The sequence below is a fragment of the Ruegeria sp. BC7 genome (assembly GCF_056539165.1).
Map to the genome: position 1 here is coordinate 136,994 of NZ_JBQFUL010000002.1, position 22,785 is coordinate 159,778.

A 22,785-nucleotide genomic window follows, 5' to 3' on the forward strand; every position below is an offset into this window, starting at 1 on the left:
GACGATGAGAATTGCAGGATGGGTTCTGGCCGCGGTCGTAGCGACCGCTGGAGTGGCACAAGCGCAGGATCAGCAGACTCTGGCCGATATCCGGCAGGAGCTGACGGTGCTGCACGTGGAAATTCAGCGTCTCAAGCGCGAGTTTTCGACGACAGGTTCGCCAGCGCCAAACCTGTCCGGCAGTTCAATTCTGGAACGTGTGGACGCGATCGAGGCTGAATTGCAGCGCCTGACGCGCCAGACCGAGCAGTTGAATCAGCGGGTTCAGAATGTCGTCACCGATGGCACCAACCGGATCGGTGATCTTGAGTTCCGTCTGGTTGAACTTGAAGGCGGCGATCTGAGTACGCTGGGTGAAACAACGACCTTGGGCGGCGACACAGAGATCACGGCGGCGGCTCCGTCCGTGACCCAAGAAACTCCGCTGGTCTCAGAGCAGGGCGAACTCGCGGTTGGTGAGCGTGCCGATTTTGACGCCGCTGCACAGTCTCTGGCCGACGGCAACTTTCAGGCGGCGGCCGAACAATTCGCGCTGTTTGACACATCCTATCCCGGAAGCCCCCTCGCACCAGAGGCTCACCTGAGGCGGGGACATGCGTTGCAGGGTCTGGGCGACACCCGCGAGGCCGCGCGCGCATTTCTGGCCAGTTTTACCGGCGACTCCGAAGGCACATTTGCGCCCGAAGCCCTGTTTGAATTGGGGGCGGCACTCGGGCGGCTGGAACAAATTGATCAGGCCTGCATAACCCTAAGCGAAGTCGGTGTGCGCTTTCCGGGCTCGGCTGCGGCCTCGGCTGCGACGCAGGAAATGGCTTCGCTGGGCTGTTCTTGACCGAAATTTCAGACATCTTGCGAACCGGGATCAGGGCGCGGCTGGGAAAGGACTTGCCAGCCCGTTTGGGCATTGCGGTATCGGGCGGTGGTGACTCGGTCGCGTTGCTGCACCTGCTGAGCGATATCGCCAGAACCGAACAGATCGAGCTGTTCGCAGCGACGGTAGACCACAGGCTGCGCGACGAGTCCGCAGACGAGGCCGAGTGGGTGGCCCATCGTGCGAAGTCTTTGGGCGTGCCGCACGAAACGTTGATCTGGCAGCAGTGGGATGGGCGCGGAAACCTTCAGGATCAGGCGCGGCAGGTCCGTTATCAATTGCTGACGGACTGGGCGCATCGCAATGGAATTGGCTCGATTGCGCTGGGTCACACTGCGGACGATCAGGCCGAAACGTTGCTTTTAAGGTTAGGGCGGGCTTCGGGCGTGACGGGCCTGTCCGGGATGGCCAGAGTGCGTAAAACGGGCGGCATAGACTTGCTGCGGCCGATGCTGGGCGTCACGCGCGCGCAGTTGCGTGCGTACCTTAAGGAGATAGACGCCGATTGGATCGAAGACCCCTCGAATCACGACAGGCGATTTGACCGGATCAAGGCCCGCGATGCGTTGAAGACTTTGAGCGGTATTGGAATTTCTGCCCAATCTTTGACCCGTGTCGCCGAAAATCTTGCCCAAGCGGACGCGGCTTTGGCGCTCTATACGCAGGAATCCGCAGGGCGTGTGCTCATCGCGGATTCTGGCGATGTCTGTATCGACAGGGCGAAGTTTTCGCTTCTTCCGGGTGAAATACAGCGCCGTCTGCTGGTTGGCAGTCTGGCATGGATCGCCGGTGCGGGATATCCACCGCGCCGTGCGGCCACAGATCAAGCAATCGCCGCGATCTTAGAGGGCGAACCCAGCACCATCGGTGGCTGTATGCTGATCCCAAAAGGCAATAATACGTGGATTTGCAGAGAACTAAACGCGGTGACCGACGAATGGTGCGCGATCGGAGAGGCGTGGGATAAACGCTGGATTTTGTCCGGCCCCCCGGCATCCAACGCGCGTATTGGACCGCTCGGAGAGGTCGGCCTGAACACCGTTGAAGGATGGAGAGCGCTGGGAAAGCCACGCGCGGCGCTGCTGTCCACTCCGGCGGTGTGGGATGGCGATGTATTGCTGTCTGCGCCCCTAGCTGGCTTTGGTAATGGGTGGCAGGCCAATTTGGTGCAGAATAGGTCCGAGTTTCACTGTTCGTTTTTATCGCATTGAACCTGCTTGAATCATCTCTATTTTATAGAGCAACTCGGTAGACCCCCACCTGCCGAAATCTTTTGGGAGATTTTTCTTGGGCAACGCTCGTAACATCGCCTTCTGGGTCGTTCTGTTTCTGCTGATCCTTGCACTGTTCAATTTGTTCAGCGGACCAGGCGGAACGCTTCAGAGCAATGAAAGAACCTATTCCGATTTCGTGACCGCTGTTGAAGGCGGCGAGGTCAAGAATGTGACGCTGGATGGTGAGCAGATTCGCTATACCACTCAAAGCGGCGCAAATTATGTGACGATCAAGCCGGGTGACGCCGAAGTCACCAAGCTGTTGATCGACGAAAACATTCCGGTGCGTGCTGAAAAACAGCAACAGTCCGGTTTTCAATCGTTCCTGATCACCTTGCTTCCCTTCCTGCTGCTGATCGGTGTCTGGGTTTATTTCATGAACCGGATGCAAGGCGGCGGCAAAGGCGGCGCGATGGGCTTTGGCAAGTCCAAGGCCAAGATGCTGACCGAAAAGCATGGCCGTGTGACCTTTGACGATGTGGCTGGCATCGACGAGGCCAAGGAAGAACTGGAAGAGATCGTGGAATTCCTGCGCAACCCGCAGAAATTCAGCCGCTTGGGTGGTAAGATTCCGAAAGGCGCGCTGCTGGTTGGGCCTCCGGGTACAGGTAAAACCCTGTTGGCGCGTGCCATTGCGGGTGAGGCGGGTGTGCCGTTCTTTACCATCTCGGGTTCGGACTTTGTTGAGATGTTCGTCGGTGTGGGTGCATCACGTGTGCGCGACATGTTCGAGCAAGCCAAGAAGAATGCGCCTTGTATCGTCTTTATCGACGAGATCGACGCCGTGGGTCGCCACCGTGGCGCCGGGTATGGCGGCGGCAACGATGAACGCGAACAGACCCTCAACCAGTTGCTGGTCGAGATGGACGGGTTCGAGGCCAATGAAGGCGTCATCATTCTGGCGGCCACCAACCGTAAGGACGTTCTGGACCCAGCTCTGCTGCGTCCGGGCCGGTTTGACCGTAACGTGACTGTCGGTAACCCCGACATCAAAGGGCGCGAGAAAATCTTGGGCGTGCACGCGCGCAAGACGCCTTTGGGCCCCGATGTCGATCTGCGCATCATTGCGCGCGGGACGCCGGGGTTCTCGGGTGCCGATCTGGCGAACCTCGTGAACGAGGCCGCGCTGATGGCGGCACGTGTTGGTCGTCGTTTCGTCACCATGGAAGACTTTGAGAACGCCAAGGACAAGGTGATGATGGGGGCCGAGCGCCGCTCGATGGTGCTGACTCAGGACCAGAAGGAAAAGACCGCCTATCACGAGGCCGGTCATGCCGTGGTGGGTCTGACCCTTCCGTTGTGTGATCCTGTCTACAAAGCGACAATCATTCCGCGCGGTGGTGCGCTGGGTATGGTTGTGTCACTGCCGGAAATGGACCGTCTGAACTATCACCGTGATGAGTGTGAGCAGAAGCTGGCCATGACGATGGCAGGTAAAGCTGCTGAGGTGATCAAATACGGTGAGGATCACGTGTCGAACGGCCCGGCCGGTGACATCATGCAGGCCAGCCAGTTGGCTCGCGCCATGGTGATGCGCTGGGGCATGTCGGACAAGGTCGGCAATATCGACTATGCCGAAGCGCACGAGGGGTATCAGGGCAACACCGCTGGTTTCTCGGTCTCGGCCCACACCAAGGAACTGATCGAAGAAGAGGTAAAGCGCCTGATCCAGCAGGGTTATGAGCGCGCCCACCAAATTCTGACGGATCAGAACGAGGAATGGGAGCGTCTGGCGCAGGGTCTGCTGGAGTATGAAACTCTGACGGGCGACGAAATCAAACGTGTCATGAACGGTGATTCACCGACCGAAGGTGACGACGAAGGCGGCAGCCCCGATGAGGGCAACGCGCCAAGCGTTACCGCCATCCCGAAAACGAAGGTCAAGAAATCTCCGCCCGATGGCGGGATGGAACCGGAACCGACAGCATAACGAAAAGACCCGGGTTCTTCCGGGTCTTTTTTCTTTTCAAACCACGCTGTGTGAACTCTATTGCCACTTAGAAACCTGAGATGTGGAAGGAGAGATCATGCCGGTCCTGCGCGAAACGAATTTCACGGCAGAGGTGGTTTGGCTGGGTCACGTCCCCGCCGGCGACTCGATCCGCGCTCAGGCGGTTGGGTCTTTGCAACTGGATTTTTCCGGCGATTCGGGTGCTCGGCACGAAGGCATCAATCGGGCCTCGTGTGTGCGGGTCAGAAACCTTTACCCGCAGGGGACCGAAATCCGCAATGTGCGCCAGCTTTCGGTGCTTTCTGCCGAAGAAATGGACGCAACGGCGGCAGAGATGGGGTTGAAGAATCTGGATCCCAGTTTTCTTGGGGTCAGCATCTTGCTGCGTGGTATTCCGGACTTCACGCATATCCCTCCATCCTCGCGCCTGCAGGGGCCAGACGGTGCAACGATCACTGTGGACATGGAGAATCGCCCCTGCGTCATTCCGGGGCGCGAAATCGAATCTGATCTTCCGGGGCATGGAGCCGCGTTCAAACCCGCCGCAGAAGGGCGTCGCGGCGTCACCGCGTGGGTGGAAAGGCCGGGAAAACTGAACCTTGGCGACAAGTTGAAGCTGTTTGTTCCCGATCAGCGATCATGGGCACCATAAACGCCGGGCGTTTCCGATTGAACGCTGTAAGGTTGACGCTACGCCGTTTCGCGGCGCGATTATGTCGGAATCCATATCCATTTACTTGGTACACAACGGTATGGATTGAGCAGCACCGGCCTTTTTGTGCTGGTTTGCACGGCATTCAATCAGGGATCTTGCCCAATGAGCTATAAATCCGACATCGAAATCGCTCGCGAAGCGAACAAAAAGCCGATCCAGGAAATCGGCGCCAAGCTGGGCATCTCCAGTGACGATCTGCTGCCCTATGGTCACGACAAGGCAAAGGTCAGCCAGGACTTCATCAACTCGGTCCAGGACCGCGAGGATGGCAAGCTGATCCTTGTCACCGCGATCAACCCGACCCCTGCGGGTGAAGGCAAAACCACCACCACCGTAGGTCTGGGCGACGGTCTGAACCGCATCGGCAAGAACGCGATGATCTGTATTCGCGAAGCCTCGCTTGGCCCGAACTTTGGCATGAAGGGGGGTGCCGCGGGTGGTGGTTACGCTCAGGTTGTTCCGATGGAGGAAATGAACCTGCACTTCACCGGCGACTTCCACGCCATCACCTCGGCCCACTCGCTGTTGTCGGCAATGATCGACAACCACATTTATTGGGGTAACGAATGCGACATCGACATCCGTCGCGTTGCATGGCGTCGCGTTGTGGACATGAACGATCGCGCGCTGCGTCAGATCACCGCCTCGCTGGGCGGCGTGTCGAACGGTTTCCCGCGTGAGGCTGGTTTTGACATCACCGTGGCCTCTGAGGTTATGGCGATCCTGTGTCTGGCCAACGACCTGAAAGACTTGGAAAAGCGTCTGGGCGATATCATCGTTGCCTACCGCCGCGACAAGACCCCGGTCTATTGCCGCGACATCAAAGCCGAAGGCGCAATGACCGTTCTGCTGAAGGATGCGATGCAGCCGAACCTGGTGCAGACGCTTGAAAACAACCCGGCCTTTGTTCACGGCGGTCCGTTTGCAAACATCGCACACGGCTGTAACTCGGTCATCGCGACCAAAACCGCGCTGAAAGTGGCTGACTATGTCGTGACCGAAGCCGGATTTGGTGCTGACCTGGGTGCCGAGAAGTTCATGAACATCAAGTGCCGTAAGGCGGGCATCGCGCCGTCGGCGGTGGTGCTGGTCGCCACCGTGCGCGCGATGAAGATGAACGGCGGCGTGGCCAAGGCCGATCTGGGTGCCGAAAACGTTGACGCCGTTCAGTCCGGGTGCGCCAACCTGGGCCGTCATATCGAAAACGTTAAGTCGTTTGGTGTTCCGGTCGTCGTCGCGATCAACCATTTCGTCACCGACACGGATGCCGAGGTTCAGGCCGTGAAAGACTATTGCGGCGAGCATGGTGTCGAGGCAATCCTGTCGCGTCACTGGGAGCTTGGTTCGGAAGGTTCCGCGCCACTGGCCGAAAAAGTTGTTGAAATCGTCGAAGGTGGTTCCGCAAACTTTGCGCCGATCTACCCTGATGAGATGCCTCTGTTTGAGAAGATCGAAACCATCGCCAAGCGCATCTACCGCGCGGACGAGGTTCTGGCCGACAACAAGATTCGCAACCAGCTTCGCGATTGGGAAGACGCAGGCTACGGCAACCTGCCGGTCTGCATGGCGAAAACGCAATACTCATTCTCGACCGACCCGACGCTGCGCGGCGCGCCCAACGGCCACTCGGTCCCTGTGCGTGAGGTCCGCCTGTCCGCCGGTGCCGGCTTTATCGTGGTTGTTTGCGGTGAGATCATGACCATGCCCGGTCTGCCCCGCAAACCGGCCGCCGAAACCATCTGTCTTAACGACGCAGGTGAGATCGAGGGCTTGTTCTAAGCCCTCAAATGAGACATCTCGTGGTCCGGGGACATCCCCGGGCCATGAGGAGACGAACATGCCCACTCTGACACCGCCGCAAGACTGCCATTCGATGCAGGAACTGCGGACTCAGATCGACAAGCTGGACTTCCAACTGATCGAGATGTTGGTGACGCGCGCGGGGTATATCGATCGCGCTGCGCAACTGAAACCGGCCGAAGGACTGCCCGCTCGCATTCCGGATCGTGTCGAAGACGTGGTTCAGCGTGTGCGTGCAAGCTCGGATGATCTGGGCATGGACCCGGATCTGGCCGAGCAGATGTGGCGCATATTGATAGATTGGTCGATTGCACGTGAGGAACGTGTTCTCGGCGCTGACTGACCGGGCGTTTCAAACGCCCGATCCGTTTTCAAGGAAGGGATGACAGGATGGTAGCTCAGGTTATTGACGGTAAGGCGTTCGCGGCAAAGGTCCGCGCGCAGGTGGCCGATCAGGTCGCAAAGCTGAAAGAGGAAAACGGCATCACGCCCGGTCTGGCGGTGGTTCTGGTGGGCGAAGACCCGGCCAGCCAGGTTTATGTCCGCTCGAAAGGCAAGCAGACCGTCGAGGTCGGCATGAACTCGTATGAGCATAAGCTGGACGTTGAGACCTCGGAAGAAGACCTGCTGGCGCTCATTGACAAGCTGAACAATGATCCGGCCGTCCACGGTATTCTGGTCCAGCTTCCGCTGCCCAAGCACCTGAACGAAGACCTTGTGATCAATTCGATTGACCCGGCCAAGGATGTGGATGGGTTCCATATCTCGAACGTGGGTCTGCTGGGCACAGGTCAGAAGTCGATGGTGCCCTGTACGCCGCTGGGCTGCCTTATGATGCTGCGCGACTATCACGGTTCGCTGTCAGGCATGGATGCGGTCGTGATTGGCCGTTCCAACATCGTGGGCAAACCGATGGCGCAACTGCTTCTTGGCGATAGCTGCACCGTGACCATTGCGCATAGCCGCACCAAAGATTTGCCTGATGTCGTTCGCCGCGCCGACATCGTCGTCGCCGCTGTTGGTCGCCCCGAGATGGTACCGGGCGACTGGATCAAGGAAGGCGCGACCGTCATCGATGTGGGCATCAACCGGATTGAGCGTGACGGCAAGAACAAGCTGGTCGGTGACGTGGACTATGCCAGCGCTGCCGAGCGCGCGGGCGCGATCACTCCGGTTCCGGGTGGTGTTGGACCGATGACAATTGCGTGCCTGCTGGCCAATACGCTGACCGCCTGCTGCCGCGCCAACAGTCTGCCAGAGCCAGAGGGTTTGACGGCCTGAGCCGCGTATCTATTAGTTGCTGGATGAGTTTTCGGGCCGAAGCGTGTAATGCGTTTCGGCCCGTTTGCTTCGTCTAAAAGATAGAGCAGTAGGCGCGGCCAGCTAAATCGGGTATTCCTCTCTGGTTTCAGTGGTAGATGGCGCTGTCTGGGGCACTGAAAGGTTTAATACCGAAAGGTGTACGCGGTGCGGACGGCACGGTCTCCAAACCGTTGGTATGGCGTCTTGGATAGCTATCGCGGCATAGGGACCATCTGCGGGTGATCGCCCGTCAAAATAGCCATCGCATTGTTGTCCATCAATTCATCCAAAACCACGTCGGAACTGTAAAGGCCGCCTGTATAGGTTCCATAGGCGGGCAGGATGAGGCGCTTGCTGTCGAACAAAAAGGCCGGGCGCGTTATTGATCGCCCTTTGACCCGAAGCCGCGCCTTGGGATGGTAGTGGCCCGAGATTTCGGCCTGTGAGTCTGGTTGGGCGATGTGCCGGAAAGTCACCAAGCCAAGCACGTAATCGGACAGATGCGCTCCGCCAAGGTTGACCGGGCCGGGGTCATGGTTCCCTTCGATCCATATCCACCGGCGTCCGGCCTGAAGCGTTGAGATTTGCATCGTGTCTGCCGCGTCCAGACCGCTCAGCGCATCCAAATCGTCAAAACTGTCGCCCAGACAGACAACGGTCTCTGCGCCGGTCTGTGAAATATCCGCCGACAACCGGGCTAGGGTGTCCTGGCTTTCGTAGGGTGGCAGGTGCGGGCCTCCACGACGCGCAATCCGTTCGGACTTACCAAGATGCAGATCAGAAACGCAGAGAAGGCGCTGTTCTGGCCACCACAACGCACCCGATCCCATTGCGCACAGGTTTTGACCGGCAAAGGAAAACGTCAATTCGTTCATGGAACGTTCTTTGCGGTTTTCGATGCGCAGCGCAAGAGGGTTTACATCGGCTCCAAGCCTGCGGTCTGCAGCAGCCGGTCGCTTTCTTCTTGCAGCAATCGTTCCTCTGCTGCCCCTTTGACGGGCACTTTTCCAACCTCAAGAAACAGTGGGGCGGCAAGCGGCGAAACCCGTTCCAGCCGTATAAGGTCGATACGATCGCCAATGCGTTCGATCATCGCTTCGATCCGCCCGAAATCGACCAGCCCACGCATGGCCTCCTCTCGTGTGATCTGCATCAGAAGGTGGTCGGGATCGTATTTCAGCAGCGTGTCGTACAATATGTCCGACGAGAACGTCGCCTGCCGTCCGCTTTTGCGCTGACCGCCGGTATTGCGTTCGATCAGACCGGCAATCGTGGCCGACGCTCGGAAGGTTCGTTTCATTACAGCATTGCCAGCCAGCCAAGTGTCCAACCCTTCGCGCAGCGCGTCCAGTTGGAACAAGGGGCGGGGGTCGGTAACGGCGTCCAACCCCCAGATCAGGGTCGCGTAGTCAGTGGCTACAAAGCCCAAGGGGGCAAGCCCGGTTTCTTCCATCCGTTTTGTCAGCAGCAATCCTAGCGTTTGCTGCGCATTTCGACCCGCAAAGCCATAGACGCAAAGATGCTGACGCCCTTCATTGGGAAAACTCTCGATCAGCAGGCGGTCGCGTTGTGGAAGCCGAGAGATTTGCCTCTGCAAGGCCAGCCAATCCGCCGTATGTGAAGGGAGCTGCGGCCATTCGTCTTGGGCAAACATGCGCAGGATGCGGTCGCTCAACTGCGTGGACGTGGCAAACTTGGTTCCGGAAAACGTGGCGATCTTTGGTTTTCGGTCCGCGCGGCGGCTCACCTCGACCGTCATTTCGCGCAACCCTTCATACCGCACGATCTGACCGCCGATCAGGAAGGTATCGCCAGGTGTTAGCGAGGCGGCGAAGGCTTCCTCTACTTCCCCCAACGGTTTGCCGCCCCTGTTACGCTTGAGGCGCACCTTCAGCGTGTCGGAATCCTGAATTGTGCCCAAGTTCATGCGAATACGCTGGGCTGCACGTGGGTCGCGAAGCTGCCAACGCCCGTCGGGTCTTTGCTGCAGCCGCTGCCAACGGTCATAGGCACGCAAGGCGTAGCCACCCGTGGCGCAGAACTCTAGACATGCGTCGAACTCTGCGCGGCGAAGGTGCGCGTATGGTCCGGCGGCGGCCAATTCAGTGAACAGCGCATCGGCGTCGAACGGGCCAGAGGCTGCGGCTATCAGAATATGCTGACACAATACGTCCCGAGGGCCAGCTCCGCGCGGTTCACCGTCCAGATCATTCGCTTTGGCAGCTTCAAGAGCGGCGACGCATTCCACCACCTCAAACCTGTTCGCCGGGACAAGCAAAGCCTTGGAGGGGGCGTTGTAGCGGTGATTGGCGCGCCCGATCCGTTGCACCAGCCGCTTGACGTTCTTGGGGGCTCCGATCTGGATCACCAGATCGACATCGCCCCAGTCGATCCCCAAGTCCAGGCTTCCGGTACAGACAATCGCTCGCAGATCGCCGCGTACCATGGCGGCCTCGACCCGTTCACGCTGTTGCCGATCTAGGCTGCCGTGGTGAATGCCAATCGGCAAGGCGTCTTCGTTGGCTAGCCACAGGTTGTGAAAGAAAATCTCGGCCTGTGCGCGCGTGTTGTGAAAGATCAGCGTCGTCTTGTGTTGTTTGATCTGCTCTAACACGGCCGGGATGGAATAGGCCGCGCCGCCGCCAGACCAGGGCGGCATCTCTTGCGTTTCAAGCATCCGGATATCGGGGTCAGGTCCGGGGTCGGCCTGAACGACAGGGCAGGGGTCCGGGTGGCGGGCCAGAAAGCGCGCAATCGCCTCTGGGTCTTCGACCGTTGCAGACAGACCCACACGGCGCAGATCGGGGCAGATACTTTGCAAATGCGCCAAGGCCAACATCAGTTGATCGCCGCGTTTGCTTTCGGCCAGTGCGTGGATTTCGTCGACGATGACCCTTTGAACACCTTGGAACATCCTTGGCGCGTCTTCATAGGATGTCAGCAGGGCCAGGCTTTCCGGAGTGGTCAGCAGAATATGCGGAGGGTCGACGCGCTGACGCTTTTTCTGCGTGGCCGATGTGTCGCCTGTGCGATCTTCGATACGGATCGACAGGCCGATCTCGTCAGCCGGTCCGCGCAGGTTGCGGCGGATGTCTGCTGCCAATGCCTTGAGTGGCGAGACGTAGATCGTGTGCAACCCGGTGTGATCCCCAGTGGCGAGATCGGACAGGGTGGGCAAGAACCCGGCCATCGTTTTACCGCCACCCGTGGGCGCGATGAGCAACGCAGCCGGGTCTTGGGCGCGGTCGAACATCTCTTGCTGATGTGGGTGGATGGACCAGCCTTTGGCGGTAAACCAGTCGGTGATCCGGGCGGGAATCTGCGTCATAGTCGCAGACTACCCGGCCCGTCACGGAAATGGCACGGCGTTATTTGACGATCTGTTCGTCCTTGACGAACATGTTGGCCCAGGCGCGATCGATCAGGTCGGGGCTCATCTGGTAGGGGATGCCCTCGAATTCGCAGATCGAGATCATCTGGTCGATCAGGAAGATGGGTTGATAGTTCGCGTAGATATTGTTGATGGTCGGGTACTTGACCTTCAGCAAATGAACCAGAGCTGCTTCGTCCAGCGGCATGCCACGTTTGCGGGCGACCATCGCGAAGATTTTCAGGAAGTTCTCTTGGTTCGGACCGTCAATCTTGATCTTGAAGAAGATCCGGCGCAGGGCCGCTTGGTCAAAGATTTCGTTCGGGTGGAAGTTGGTCGAGAAGATGACCAGCGTGTCAAAGGGAACCTCGAACTTTTCACCGGACTGCAGGCCGAGGATGTCTTTGCTTTCCTCCAGCGGAACAATCCAACGGTTGATCAACGCCTGCGGCGGTTCCTGCTGACGGCCAAGGTCATCCACGATGAAGATGCCGCCGGTCGATTTCAACTGCAGCGGAGCCTGATACGTCCGCGCGGTAGGGTTATAGACCAAGTCCAGCATGTTGAGCGAAAGCTCACCCCCTGTAACCACGGTTGGGCGTTCACATTGGACATAGCGTGTGTCGAACCGTTTGCGACGGCGCAGGCTGTTGGGGTCGTCCGCTTCCTGCTCGATCGCGGTGTGAACGATCGGGTCGTAAACCGTGATAACCTGCCCGGCATATTCGATGGCGCGGGGGACATAGACGTTGTCCCCAAGCGCATCCCGAATCCCGTTTGAAATCGAGGATTTACCATTGCCCGGAGGACCATACATCAGGATGGACCGACCCGCGCTGACGGCGGGGCCGAGATGGTCAAGAAGGCTATCGGGCAAAACCAGATGCCCCATTGCCCCGGTGAGCTGGTCACGGGTGACTTGAATGTTGCGGATGGACTGGCGCTTGACCTGCTCTCGATAGACATCCAGCGGCACAGGCATGGCCCCGAAATACTCGGACTGGCTGAGCGCGTCCAGCGCACGCGCCTTGCCCGCGTCGGTCAGCTGATACCCCATTTCATTGCCGCTGTTGGCGTTCAGCGTGCCGGTAGCCTCAAGCAATTTCTGTTCGCGCGCAATGTCGATCAATTCCTGGGTCACCGATCCGGGCAGGCAAATGGCTTCTGCCACCTCGGACACGGTATCAACGTTCTTGCGAAAAATCGTCTTCAGCAGAATGTCCCGCATCATGACGATGGGTAGCTGCATCTCTCCCAACCCCTTTGGGGTGGGGGGGGCCATTACCGAAGTCGTCTGCATATTCATGAGCGTCGCCCGTCTTATCCAGTATTCACGCCGCATGCCCATTGCTGGACCGCTTGCGAAAAATCTGGTCCTGCTTTGTGTCATCACCAAGGCAGGGAAAAGGCGGACTGATGATAGTTTACGACCCGTAAACAGTTCCTAGTATCAGGTAGATGGCCAGACTTCCGCCGAGCGAAAAGCCCATGGGGAATTGCTTGGGCCTGTTCCAGCTTTCCCAATCCGGTGCGATTGCCCTTAGAGCGGTGTTCTTGGCCAACCTGTGGGTCACAAATGCGGCAAGCGTCGTGGACATCAGGATCATCGCCATCGCCATGTAATCACCCGCCCATACGAAAGCTGACGCAGAGGCCAGAAATTTGGCGTCTCCGGCCCCCATGACGCCAGCGGCATTCAGCAAAATGCCTATGACCAGCACCACGACGATATGCAGCAATTGCCATAGATAGGGGGGCAACGTGACGGTGAATGGACCAATTCGCCCCATGGTCCAATCTGTTGACCAAGGCGGGAGTACGAATAGACCCACAACTACAAAAACCAAGGCCAGTGCGATGACCGCGTGGTTCTTGATCAGCATGTCGCGCATATCCGTATAGGCAACGTAAAAGCAGATCGGCAGAACGAACGGCAAAAACCAGCCCGCTGCCAAAGCGGGAATGGTCATGAATCAGGCTTCCTCAAGCGCACGCAGCGAGCGCACGGCTTCTTCAAAATGCTGAGGATGCGTGGCGATCGCTTCGCGGAACAAGTTCTTGGCCGTGGTCACATCACCTTGCTTGACCGCAGAAATGCCCATTGTATTCAAAAGCATGGCGCGTTCGACCTGCGTCAAGGGCACGACCGGCATGCTGTAGTTGCCTTGAGCAGCCCGCGCTAGTACCAGATTGTTCTTAGCCGTGAACAGAGACTTATCCTGGCGGATAGCTTCGGTGAACAGGCGCTCGGCTTCTTCGTATTCGCCGCGGGACAACTTGGAGTAACCCCAGTTGTTCATGACGCCGCCGGGACGTGTCGTAAGGCCGACCGCTGTTTCATAAAAATGATCCGCGCGCTTCCAGTCTTTTTTGGAATCGGCAACGACGGCCTCAAGGCGATAGCGTTTGAAGCTTTCGTAAGTCGGAGGGATCGAGTCCAGTATGACCTTTGCCTGATTCCAGTCGCCGGACCGCACGAGGGCGTCGGCATACTCGATCTTGTCGACGTTCCCAGCCCCCTTCATGGTTGTCACTTTCTTCCATGCTGCGGCTGCTTCGGTGGTGCGTTTGGCGCGAGACAGGGAAATTGCCAGCCCCCGCTGAAGGTCGATCCGGCCCGGGTTCTTGGCCGCTGCGCCCTGGAAATAGGTGACGGCTTCATTCGGGTCGGCCGCGGTCAGCAGAACTTCGTTCAGGTTTGTTTCGTCGATGACGTTCACTTCTTGAAACGTCTTTTCGACCTTTTCTTCCTCGGTTTCTTTGGCGCAGGCAGTCAGGGTCAGCCCGCAGACAACCATTGCCGGAATCAAGAATTGTTGGCGCATTTTGCGTCCCTTACTGCTCTTGCCTATGTTACCGGAGCTTGCGCAGCTTGAATTGCCCGTCGCCTTGTTGCTCCAGCGTGTATTCTTGTTCTTCTGGTGTAGTATTAACGGGATTTTCCATTTTTGCGAGGGCTAAGCGAAGATTGTCGCGAATTGCGTCACTTTCGCCATTGTCCAAGGCGAAGGCGCGTCGGAAAACTTGCGCGGCCTCTGGGTATTCGCCTTTCTCAACAAGGATAACGCCTAGATTGTTCCAAGCCACAGGCCATTCAGGTTGGTCCGCGACGGCCCGGCGAAGCAGGGTTTCGGCTGGTCCTAGTTGTCGAAGGCCAAGGTTTGCGGTGCCCATGCCTGCCATTATTTCCGGTGTCATGCCCTGATCCAGTGCGGCGCGCGCAAATGAATCCAGCGCCAAGTCGTATTCTCCGGCCACCAACAGACGGTTTCCAACAACCAGGGGATCTTCGACCTGCCCGTTCGGGTCGATTCCCGGAGGGTCCAGTTGATCCGAAAGGCTGGTTTCCGTGCAAGAGGCCACCATGGTGAACACCATAGCGGCCTGAAATGCGCGGCGAATCCCGATACGGACACGCCTGCTTATTGGTATCATAGGGTTATACGCCCCCTGCGTTGCCACCTGCGAAATCGGCGATGCCTTTTGCCGAAGGTCCGACCAGAATGACCAGCAACGGCGGCACCGTCAGCATCATTGTGGCAAGTGTCATTTTCGTTGGCAACTTGTTAGCGGCTTCCTCAGCGCGCATCACGCGTTTATCTCGCATTTCGCTGGCATAAACCCGCAGAGCTTCGGCGATGGACGTCCCGAATGTTGCAGACTGGATCATCACGGTCACGAACGAATTGACATCCTGAGCACCGCAGCGGGTTCCAAAATCACGGAGAACCGTATCCTTGTCCTTACCAGCCTTGAGTTCATACGCAACAACCTCGAATTCCTGCGCGATGTCTGGGTACGAGGCTTTCATTTCTGCTGCGACCCGAACAATAGCCTGATCCAGTGATTGCCCTGCCTCAACACAGACCAACATCAAGTCCAGAGTATCCGGGAACCCGGCGATAATCGCTTCTTCTCGTTCGGCAACGCGCCGGGTAACCCAGTACCGCGGTAGATAGTAGGCCGCCGCAGCAGGAATAATGACGCGAGTCGCCATCTGCGATGAAGTGAACTCCTGATCTCCGGCGAAAACGGTGACCAGCATGACGCCGATCAAGATGCCGACGATTCCCAGCGCGAATTGCGCAAAGTGGAAAAACCGCACTGCATCTTTTGAGTGATACCCGGCCTGGCGCAGCTTGAGCTGCATGGCCGAAAGCTCCTCCTGGTTTTGCGGCTCAAGGAAAGTGGCAAATTTTTCAAGCTGCTCGTTGCGGCTGGCGGTGCGCAGCTTGTCGCGTTTCTCCTTCTTGCTCTTTTTCGGAGCTGCGTTCGAGCGCTGCAGTTTTTTTAGAGGATCCTCTGGCTGATTGATCATCAGCGGCACCGCAACAAGGATCATAAAGACCCCCAGCACGCCGACGACGATCAATGGGCCGAATTCACCCAAGTTGTCTTTCAGCAAGTCGTTGATTTGGGTCAGGAATTCCATGATGCTTACCTCAGACCTTGATGTTGGTGAGAATGCGCATGACGATCAGGTTCAGCGTCAGCATGATGCCAACAAAGAAGCACCCCGGAATGAACCACGGATGATCCAGAACTTCGTCATAGTACCCCGGATCCTTGACCAGGATGAAAAGCAGGCAAAACACGGGAAAACCCGAAAGGAATTTGCCTGACCATTTCGCTTCGGCGGTGATTGCCTTGACGCGACGGAACAGTCGGAAACGGGCGCGGATCACCTGAGCAAGACCTGCCAGAATCTCGGCAAGGTTCCCGCCGGATTGCTGCTGGATGCCCACGGCGACGGACAAGAAGCGCAAGTCTTGCATATCCAGACGCTCGGCCAGATCCTTCAGCGCCTCACCAATGTCGCGCCCGTAGGCACATTCGTCAGCAATAACGCCGAACTCAGTGGCCAGAGGATCTTGGACTTCGTTGGCGACAATCTGGATCGTCGAAACAAAAGGGTTGCCAACGCGCAAGGACCGCACCATCAGTTCCACCGCATCAGGCAGTTGTTCTTCAAGCAGCGCCATGCGCTTGGAAGCCTTGTGGTTTATCCAAGCGTAAACACCCCCGACGCCAATGGCGATCGAGATAGCCACACGCAGATACGTCTCTGTCGCGGTGCCGATGCTTAGCCCCACGAATGCGAAAGCAGATACAAGCACCATCACCATGATCAACTGATGAGGCGAGAACGCAATCGCGGCTTTCTGAGCTTTGTCAGCCAACAACGAGTAGAGCGGGATGCTCTGAGTTTTCATGTGCTGCTGCATTTCCTTGCGCAGCTGCTCAAGAACCTGTTCCCGCCCAACGCCTTTGTCCAGCATGTCGAGACGACGGTTGACCCGGCTGTTCAGGCTGATGGACTTGCCAAAAGCCACAAGGTAGATACCTTCGACCAGCGCCAGTACGGCGACGAAGATAACGACATAGATAAGAGCCTCTACAGGCAGTTGCATATCAGGGTCTCCTTACATCGTCGTGGGTTCATAGATGGACGGGGGCAGATCAAAGCCCCACAAACGGAAGCGTTCCGAATAGTGGCTGCGGACGCCTGTCGCGGTGAAGTGACCGATGATCTTGTTGTCTGGAGTCAGCCCAACGCGTTGAAATTTAAAGATTTCCTGCATGGAGATGACGTCGCCTTCCATGCCGGTTATTTCGGTAATCGAGGTCATCCGGCGCGAACCGTCCTGCAGACGGCTTGCCTGCACGATCAGGTTCACAGCGGATGAAATCTGACTGCGAACGGCTTTGATCGGCATTTCGATACCGGCCATCGCGATCATGTTTTCAAGTCGCGAGATACCGTCCCGCGCCGAGTTCGCGTGGATCGTGGTCATCGACCCGTCGTGGCCGGTGTTCATGGCCTGCAGCATGTCGATCACCTCGGCACCACGTGTCTCGCCCACGATGATGCGGTCGGGGCGCATACGCAGAGCGTTTTTCAGACAATCGCGAGGGCTAACCTCGCCTTTACCTTCCACGTTCGGCGGGCGGCTTTCCATCCGGCCCACATGGGTCTGCTGTAGCTGAAGTTCCGCCGTATCCTCGATGGTCAGGATGCGTTCGGCGTCGTCGATAAAGCTGGACAGGGCGTTCAGCGTTGTTGTCTTACCGGAACCTGTACCGCCCGAGACGATGACATTCAGCCTGGTTGAAACAGCAGCCTGCAAATAGGCAGCCATTTCCTCTGTGAACGCGCCGAAATTGACAAGATCATCAATCCCCAGCTTGTCCTTTTTGAACTTACGAATGGAAACCAGAGAACCATCGACAGCAATCGGAGGAACCATTGCGTTGAAACGCGAACCGTCTGCCAGACGAGCGTCAACATACGGGTTGGATTCATCAACACGACGACCCACAGCGGACACGATCTTGTCGATAATCCGCATCAGGTGCTTTTCATCCTTGAATGTGATGTCGCTGATTTCCAGCTTGCCCGAGCGTTCAACGAATATCTGCTGAGGTCCGTTCACCAGGATATCGTTTACCGTATCGTCCTGCAGCAATGTCTCCAAGGGGCCGAGGCCTGTGACTTCGTCGTACAGTTCCTTGTTAAGCTGCGATCTGTCCTCGCGGTTCAGAACGATGTTCTTGGTTTCCAGAACTTCGCTGGCGATCGCACTGATTTCCGCGCGTAGCTCTGCCTCGCCCGCGCTTTCCAAGGCCGCAAGGTTCAGGTTTTCTAGAAGCTCGCGGTGCAGTTCAATCTTGATTTCGCCGAGCCGCTCTTTGCGTTTTCGTTCCCGGTCGGATGCGGCAGGCTCAGCAGCCTTCTTTTTCAAAGGCCGACGGATGACGGCATTGGCCGCAGATGCCGTGTCAGCAACCGGTGCGGGTGCTGCGGCGGGCGCTTTTTCGGCTGTTTGAACCGGCTGCGCTTCGGGCTGTTTTTTGTATCTTGAAAACACGACTGCTCCCCCTTTTGGGACTATGTTACGCGGCCTCGGCGTTGCTGCTGCCCAGGCTGTGTAGCGATTTCGCAAGCTTCGCAATTTCACGACGCAGCGGGTTCTTGGCGGCAGAGTTGGCCAGCGGCAGACCGTGGTCGCCACTTTGCATTACGGGTTTTCCACCATCCGGCAACAGCAGGTCGATAGAGATTCCAAGGCTCTCACCCATGCGCTTGACCCGGCTTTTGCCGTTTAGGTCTGTGAACTTAGGCGCTCGGTTCAGCGCGAAGCGCAGCTTGTTGAACGGCAACTCCTCGGCTTGCAGTGCTCGCTTCAAGCGCAGAGCGTTCTGAGCCGACCGCATGTCCAATTCGATCAACGCAAAATACACGTGCGCCGCTTGCAAAACGGTTTCCGACCACTGAACGACGGTCGTCGGCATGTCGACCACCACATAGTCGAAGTGTTTGCGCGCCGTATCAATTACCCGCTGAATGTCTTCGGGTGTGATCAGGTCCAGCGGGACCATGTCGGAAGGAGCCGTCAGAACCTGCAGCTTGTCTTCATACGTCTGAAGGGCTTGCGAGAATACGTCGTCGTCCATCGACGCTGTGTCTGACAGCATTTCAAAGACGGTTTCGTGGCGCGGCATGTCCAGATAAGTCGAAACGGTGCCATATTGCAGATCCAGGTCGATCAAACAGACAGAGGGCGCCTCTTTTTCCGATATGGTGGCCAGCTCCCATGCCAGGTTAACCGCCATCGTGGTTGATCCGACGCCACCTGCCAGGCCGTGGACCACGAACAATGCCCCTTCTTTCGATTCGCCGGTGGCAAGCGACACGGCGGCTTCCTGCGCGACAACGACAGGGTCCGGCTTGTTCATCCGTGCGATCGCTTCCTGCAATTCACCTTCGGGTAGAGGGTAGGGGACAAATTCATCCGCGCCCTTCCGCAAAAGCTTATGCAAGGAGGCTGGCGTGACATCTTCGGCAATCAGAACAACCTTGATCAGTTTTTCTTTGGCCTGTGTGATGATCTCGCTCATCAAAGTGAGGTTGTCTTCGTCCTCGCCATCGATGGCCAGCGCGACGAATTCCAGATTGTCAGCTTCGGGTTGGCCAAAAAACGCCAACGCTTCGGCAAAACCCAGATCGCCCCAACGCTCGCCCAGAGCGGCTTCCATGTCTTCGATCAAAAGATCGAAGTTCTGGACATCACGGCTGATCGTGCAGGCCAGAATGGCGGTGTTGTCATCTTGCGTTGCGGCGCTTGTCATTAACACAATCCTCGTCGAGAGGGCAGCCAACCTTGCGAACCGAGTCGGTCCGGTCAGGCTTGCTGTTGCCCTGTTGCGACCTTATCCGGTCGCAGTTCACCCAATTGTTGAAAATGTGGCTTGGAACTTAGGCAAGAATTAGGCGCAAAAGAACCAATTGTTGGGAATTGGGCGACGATGTCGCCCAATTCAAAAGATTATTCAGCGATGTCTGTCGCGTCTACGTCGGTGATGTAGCTCAGGTTGGTCGCGCTCTCGACATACTCGCGATAGATGACTTCTGCGTACTTGCCATCCAGCAGCTGAGGTGCGCGATCCACAAAGCCCGAAACCTCTGTAACCGTACGACGGTTACGGCGATCTCGGTCAGGTGTGTTGATCAGAGGTCGAGTTTTACCAAACGAAACAACAGCTTCCAGGCGTGACCGCGAGATTCCCTGACGTGTCAGGAAGGCAACCGCGGCGTCCGCACGACGCTGGCCCAGGCTTTGGTTATAAGCCTGAGATCCAACGGCATCCGTGTGGCCGTAAACGCGGAAACGCGCTTCGGGGAACTGTTTGATCCAGTCGGCCTGTCTCAGCAGGACGCGCTGTGCACCTGCATCCAACTGCGCACTGTCAAAGGCAAAGTTGATCTGCGTTGGCACTTCGGCTGCGAACCTGCGGCCCAGGATCTGGGCATATGTCAATTCGCCAGTCATGACTTGCGAATTGTTCAGGGTCGCGTTCCCGAACGCGCCTTGGTCAACTTCATATCCGGCCTCACGCGTACATGCGGCGACAGCGACCGAAAGACCCAGTGTGATGATCCACTTCTGCATTGGTCCTATCCTCCTAATCATTCCAGCACGTAGCCGTATGAGCTACCGAAGTCTTGCTTGGCGACTTCAGACGCACCACCGGAACCCACACGTTCGGTTCTTGCGGTCCGGCCGTTGATGAACAGGTCGAATTCGCTAGGCGGTTTGACCCGATCAGTTGGCAGTGCAAGTGCTTCGCCACGAGTCGGCGACACCAGATGTGCTGTGACGATGACGACCAGTTCGGTCTGCTGACGCTGATACTCGGCACTGCGGAACAGTGCGCCAAGTACGGGGACGTCACCCAGCCATGGCACCTGATTGTTCAGGTCTGCGAAGTCGTCTTGAATCAGACCCGCGATGGCAAAGCTTTCGCCGTCACGCAGTTCGACCGTTGTCTTGGTCCTACGAGCGATGAACGAAGGGACGTTGTTGCCCGCAATCGTAAAGTCCGAGTTGCCGTCGATAGCCGAAACAGATGTACCCATTTCAAGGTTGATCAGATCTCCATCCACGACACGCGGCGTAAAGATGACCTGAACACCAAATGCCCGATACTCGATTGCGATGTTACCGTCATCGGCCGGAACCGGAATTGGAACTTCGCCACCAGCCAGGAACTCAGCTTCTTGCCCGGACAGGGCAGACAGGTTGGGTTCCGCAAGACTGCGCGCCAGCCCTTTGGCCTCAAGCGCTTCGAGCAGCAAGCGAACTTGGGTCGAACCCGCGCCAAAGCCAAACAGGATGGCACCTGTGTTCGTCTGCTGAATGGGAATGTTGTTGTTCAACGCGTTAGCCAGTGAGGCGGCGTTGTTCAGAGTGTTGAAACCACCCGTTACATCACTGCCGCCGAAGCCCAGAGATGCAGTCAGGCTTTTCGCGACCGAACGGCTCATCTCGGCAAAGCGAACTTTCAGCATGACTTGCTGAACGCCGCCAACCGACATCAGGTTTGAAACACGCTCAGGCGCGTAACGTTCTGCCAGTTCCAGAGCACGGGCCAGTTTTGCCGAGCTGGAAACAGTACCTGACAGCACGATTCCGTCATTCGCCGTGCGTACTTCGATTGCTTCGCTTGGCAAAATCTGCCGCAACCGCTCTTTAAACTCCGAAACATCCGGAGAAACGCGTACACGAACGTTGGCGAGCAAGTTGCCAGCCGCGTCAAACAGCGTAAGAGTGGTCAAGCCGGGAGCTTTACCCAAAACATAAATAGTGCGGTCCGACAGCGACGAAATATCAGCAATACCTGCGTTGGCAATGCTGAGTTCGGCGAACGGTTCCTCACTCTCTACGACAATCGCGCGGTTCATCGGGACATCAAGCGTTTCAGCCGTACCCTTCTTAACCACGCGCAAATTCTGAGCCCAAGCGGCATCGCCGACAGAACTCATTACTAGCGCCAACCCGAGAAGGGTCGCGCTGATCCAGGAATGTATTTTCATGTGACCTGCCTCTCCGATCACGCCTCGTTGTAGGTCTAGTGCCTTATGCCTGTTAACACTGCGCGACTTGAGAATTTATTGCAATAATCAATGGTTTCTGGAATTTTCCTTATGTGGATAATGCGCAACATCCAAAACGACACGAGCCGCGCGATCTGCGCGGCTCGTGCGTGTAAATCTCTGATAAAACGTCAGTTTGTGCAGGGAATCACGGTTTTTACGATCTCAGCTCCACGCCGTGTGTTCACGGTGCAAACTTCTTCTTCCACCTTAACCTGAGCTGGTGCCGATTCTTTGATGCCCAACAGTTTTCTCTGGTCTACTTCAACCGCGCTTGCCACCGTTTCATCCTGAACTCCGACCAGGGCCAGCGACAGGCGACCGGTGTTTTGAGCCTGAGCCAGGGCCGCGATCTGTTCCGGCGTCGCGGCAACGGTCACGGTGCGGGCGATTGTTGCGCCTGTCAGGTCCGAACCTGCCTTTTGGTCTACCGCGATCAGTTCGATGTTTGTTTGAATCAGGCGCGTGATTTCACCACTGTTTCCGGCGATCGCACCGCTCAGCGATCCAGTCCAGTAAACATCGACATTGTCACCGGGACGCAGGAACCCTGACACACCCGACGCGACGTCGACGCTGATTGCAAATGCGCGCTTTCCTTTTTCAATGCGTGACGTCAGGCCGGCGGACTCGCCGGGCTTGGTGACCTTGACGTCCATCAACGCCTCGTCTTTTTCCATGGTTCTCAGGACAAAACGGTCACCCTTTCCGTCTTCTGGAAACAATTCCGCCATTGCCAGATAGGTGCCTTCAGGAATTGCATCCTCGGGCCATTGCACGATACGCACGTCATCCTGCGCCAGCCGTTCACCGTATTTCAGCGAACGGTTGGAAACAATTACGCCAACGGTCGCAACCGTGCTGACATTTGCCAACGCTTCCTGCGCGGCCAAACGCTCTGCCGCGAGTTGGGCCTGATATTGGGATATGTAGTCACGCGCCATGTAAACGGCACCTCCGGCCAAAGCCAACCCAAATATTAAGACAAGTCCAAATACTGCACGCATGCGCGTTCCCTCGCATTCAAGTTTTCTATTGGATCGCCGTAGGGAATACGACGTCGCCTA

At 57.3% G+C, this 22,785-nt stretch carries 20 protein-coding genes; 7 read left to right on the plus strand and 13 right to left on the minus strand.

Annotation, left to right across the window (positions count from 1 at the left end; genetic code table 11):
• The first annotated feature begins 4 nt into the window (after positions 1–4).
• The 7 genes from ybgF to folD all read left to right on the plus strand — a co-directional run bounded on the left by ybgF (position 5) and on the right by folD (position 7,892).
• On the plus strand, positions 5–832 hold the full coding sequence (ybgF, locus tag ACR0KS_RS05670) for a tol-pal system protein YbgF (protein WP_170484518.1): 828 nt from the start codon (positions 5–7) through the stop codon (positions 830–832).
• Entirely contained in the window at positions 829–2,082 is a 1,254-nt protein-coding gene (gene tilS / locus ACR0KS_RS05675) for a tRNA lysidine(34) synthetase TilS (protein WP_170565625.1), read from the plus strand. Before ybgF ends, tilS begins: the two co-directional genes overlap by 4 nt.
• A 76-nt stretch (positions 2,083–2,158) precedes the next feature.
• The gene (gene ftsH / locus ACR0KS_RS05680) at positions 2,159–4,075 is read left to right on the plus strand and encodes an ATP-dependent zinc metalloprotease FtsH (protein ID WP_170484523.1); all 1,917 of its coding nucleotides are present in this window, start codon (positions 2,159–2,161) and stop codon (positions 4,073–4,075) included.
• Between the two features lie 97 nt (positions 4,076–4,172).
• Positions 4,173–4,748 (plus strand): MOSC domain-containing protein, encoded by a 576-nt coding sequence (locus tag ACR0KS_RS05685; RefSeq protein ID WP_170565621.1) that lies wholly within the window; start codon positions 4,173–4,175, stop codon positions 4,746–4,748.
• 165 nt (positions 4,749–4,913) lie between these two features.
• Positions 4,914–6,590 (plus strand): formate--tetrahydrofolate ligase, encoded by a 1,677-nt coding sequence (locus ACR0KS_RS05690; RefSeq protein WP_170565618.1) that lies wholly within the window; start codon positions 4,914–4,916, stop codon positions 6,588–6,590.
• Between the two features lie 58 nt (positions 6,591–6,648).
• On the plus strand, positions 6,649–6,954 hold the full coding sequence (locus tag ACR0KS_RS05695) for a chorismate mutase (RefSeq protein WP_170386281.1): 306 nt from the start codon (positions 6,649–6,651) through the stop codon (positions 6,952–6,954).
• Positions 6,955–7,001: 47 nt separating this feature from the next.
• Positions 7,002–7,892, plus strand: coding sequence for a bifunctional methylenetetrahydrofolate dehydrogenase/methenyltetrahydrofolate cyclohydrolase FolD (gene folD, locus ACR0KS_RS05700; protein WP_170386284.1), 891 nt, complete (start codon positions 7,002–7,004; stop codon positions 7,890–7,892).
• 233 nt (positions 7,893–8,125) lie between these two features.
• Here the strand turns inward: folD and pdeM are convergent, their stop codons facing one another.
• The 13 genes from pdeM to cpaB all read right to left on the minus strand — a co-directional run bounded on the left by pdeM (position 8,126) and on the right by cpaB (position 22,725).
• Positions 8,126–8,788, minus strand: a complete 663-nt coding sequence (gene pdeM, locus ACR0KS_RS05705; protein WP_170565615.1) for a ligase-associated DNA damage response endonuclease PdeM — start codon at positions 8,786–8,788, stop codon at positions 8,126–8,128.
• A 41-nt stretch (positions 8,789–8,829) separates the two neighbouring features.
• Positions 8,830–11,241, minus strand: a complete 2,412-nt coding sequence (locus ACR0KS_RS05710) for a ligase-associated DNA damage response DEXH box helicase (RefSeq protein ID WP_170565612.1) — start codon at positions 11,239–11,241, stop codon at positions 8,830–8,832.
• 40 nt (positions 11,242–11,281) lie between these two features.
• The gene (locus ACR0KS_RS05715) at positions 11,282–12,589 is read right to left on the minus strand and encodes an ATPase (protein ID WP_170484532.1); all 1,308 of its coding nucleotides are present in this window, start codon (positions 12,587–12,589) and stop codon (positions 11,282–11,284) included.
• A gap of 118 nt (positions 12,590–12,707) precedes the next feature.
• Positions 12,708–13,253: a prepilin peptidase gene (locus ACR0KS_RS05720; protein WP_170565610.1), complete on the minus strand. Its 546-nt coding sequence runs from the start codon at positions 13,251–13,253 to the stop codon at positions 12,708–12,710.
• A gap of 3 nt (positions 13,254–13,256) precedes the next feature.
• Entirely contained in the window at positions 13,257–14,108 is an 852-nt protein-coding gene (locus ACR0KS_RS05725; protein WP_170565607.1) for a tetratricopeptide repeat protein, read from the minus strand.
• Positions 14,109–14,136: 28 nt separating this feature from the next.
• Positions 14,137–14,718, minus strand: a complete 582-nt coding sequence (locus ACR0KS_RS05730) for a tetratricopeptide repeat protein (protein ID WP_480680932.1) — start codon at positions 14,716–14,718, stop codon at positions 14,137–14,139.
• Between the two features lie 4 nt (positions 14,719–14,722).
• Positions 14,723–15,715, minus strand: a complete 993-nt coding sequence (locus ACR0KS_RS05735) for a type II secretion system F family protein (protein WP_170484538.1) — start codon at positions 15,713–15,715, stop codon at positions 14,723–14,725.
• A gap of 10 nt (positions 15,716–15,725) precedes the next feature.
• On the minus strand, positions 15,726–16,694 hold the full coding sequence (locus ACR0KS_RS05740; RefSeq protein ID WP_170565604.1) for a type II secretion system F family protein: 969 nt from the start codon (positions 16,692–16,694) through the stop codon (positions 15,726–15,728).
• A 12-nt stretch (positions 16,695–16,706) separates the two neighbouring features.
• Positions 16,707–18,152: a TadA family conjugal transfer-associated ATPase gene (locus ACR0KS_RS05745; RefSeq protein WP_170484542.1), complete on the minus strand. Its 1,446-nt coding sequence runs from the start codon at positions 18,150–18,152 to the stop codon at positions 16,707–16,709.
• A 25-nt stretch (positions 18,153–18,177) separates the two neighbouring features.
• Positions 18,178–19,413 carry an AAA family ATPase gene (locus ACR0KS_RS05750; RefSeq protein WP_170565601.1) on the minus strand — a complete coding sequence of 412 codons (1,236 nt, stop codon included), beginning with the start codon at positions 19,411–19,413 and terminating at the stop codon, positions 18,178–18,180.
• A 197-nt stretch (positions 19,414–19,610) separates the two neighbouring features.
• Positions 19,611–20,234, minus strand: coding sequence for an OmpA family protein (locus ACR0KS_RS05755; protein WP_170484546.1), 624 nt, complete (start codon positions 20,232–20,234; stop codon positions 19,611–19,613).
• Between the two features lie 17 nt (positions 20,235–20,251).
• Positions 20,252–21,658 carry a type II and III secretion system protein family protein gene (locus ACR0KS_RS05760; RefSeq protein WP_170565598.1) on the minus strand — a complete coding sequence of 469 codons (1,407 nt, stop codon included), beginning with the start codon at positions 21,656–21,658 and terminating at the stop codon, positions 20,252–20,254.
• 191 nt (positions 21,659–21,849) lie between these two features.
• The gene (cpaB, locus tag ACR0KS_RS05765) at positions 21,850–22,725 is read right to left on the minus strand and encodes a Flp pilus assembly protein CpaB (protein WP_170484550.1); all 876 of its coding nucleotides are present in this window, start codon (positions 22,723–22,725) and stop codon (positions 21,850–21,852) included.
• Positions 22,726–22,785: the final 60 nt, after the last annotated feature.

Bases quoted from the DNA above. Each gene is read 5' to 3' on its own strand.
- ACR0KS_RS05725 (WP_170565607.1), bottom strand. From the start codon at position 14,108: ATGCGCCAACAATTCTTGATTCCGGCAATGGTTGTCTGCGGGCTGACC.
- ACR0KS_RS05685 (WP_170565621.1), top strand. From the start codon at position 4,173: ATGCCGGTCCTGCGCGAAACGAATTTCACGGCAGAGGTGGTTTGGCTG.
- pdeM (WP_170565615.1), bottom strand. From the start codon at position 8,788: ATGAACGAATTGACGTTTTCCTTTGCCGGTCAAAACCTGTGCGCAATG.
- ybgF (WP_170484518.1), top strand. From the start codon at position 5: ATGAGAATTGCAGGATGGGTTCTGGCCGCGGTCGTAGCGACCGCTGGA.
- ACR0KS_RS05740 (WP_170565604.1), bottom strand. From the start codon at position 16,694: ATGCAACTGCCTGTAGAGGCTCTTATCTATGTCGTTATCTTCGTCGCC.
- ACR0KS_RS05715 (WP_170484532.1), bottom strand. From the start codon at position 12,589: ATGAATATGCAGACGACTTCGGTAATGGCCCCCCCCACCCCAAAGGGG.
- ACR0KS_RS05760 (WP_170565598.1), bottom strand. From the start codon at position 21,658: ATGAAAATACATTCCTGGATCAGCGCGACCCTTCTCGGGTTGGCGCTA.
- ACR0KS_RS05755 (WP_170484546.1), bottom strand. From the start codon at position 20,234: ATGCAGAAGTGGATCATCACACTGGGTCTTTCGGTCGCTGTCGCCGCA.
- cpaB (WP_170484550.1), bottom strand. From the start codon at position 22,725: ATGCGTGCAGTATTTGGACTTGTCTTAATATTTGGGTTGGCTTTGGCC.
- ACR0KS_RS05735 (WP_170484538.1), bottom strand. From the start codon at position 15,715: ATGGAATTCCTGACCCAAATCAACGACTTGCTGAAAGACAACTTGGGT.
- ACR0KS_RS05720 (WP_170565610.1), bottom strand. From the start codon at position 13,253: ATGACCATTCCCGCTTTGGCAGCGGGCTGGTTTTTGCCGTTCGTTCTG.
- ACR0KS_RS05730 (WP_480680932.1), bottom strand. From the start codon at position 14,718: ATGATACCAATAAGCAGGCGTGTCCGTATCGGGATTCGCCGCGCATTT.
- ACR0KS_RS05695 (WP_170386281.1), top strand. From the start codon at position 6,649: ATGCCCACTCTGACACCGCCGCAAGACTGCCATTCGATGCAGGAACTG.
- ACR0KS_RS05750 (WP_170565601.1), bottom strand. From the start codon at position 19,413: ATGACAAGCGCCGCAACGCAAGATGACAACACCGCCATTCTGGCCTGC.
- ACR0KS_RS05690 (WP_170565618.1), top strand. From the start codon at position 4,914: ATGAGCTATAAATCCGACATCGAAATCGCTCGCGAAGCGAACAAAAAG.
- folD (WP_170386284.1), top strand. From the start codon at position 7,002: ATGGTAGCTCAGGTTATTGACGGTAAGGCGTTCGCGGCAAAGGTCCGC.
- ACR0KS_RS05710 (WP_170565612.1), bottom strand. From the start codon at position 11,241: ATGACGCAGATTCCCGCCCGGATCACCGACTGGTTTACCGCCAAAGGC.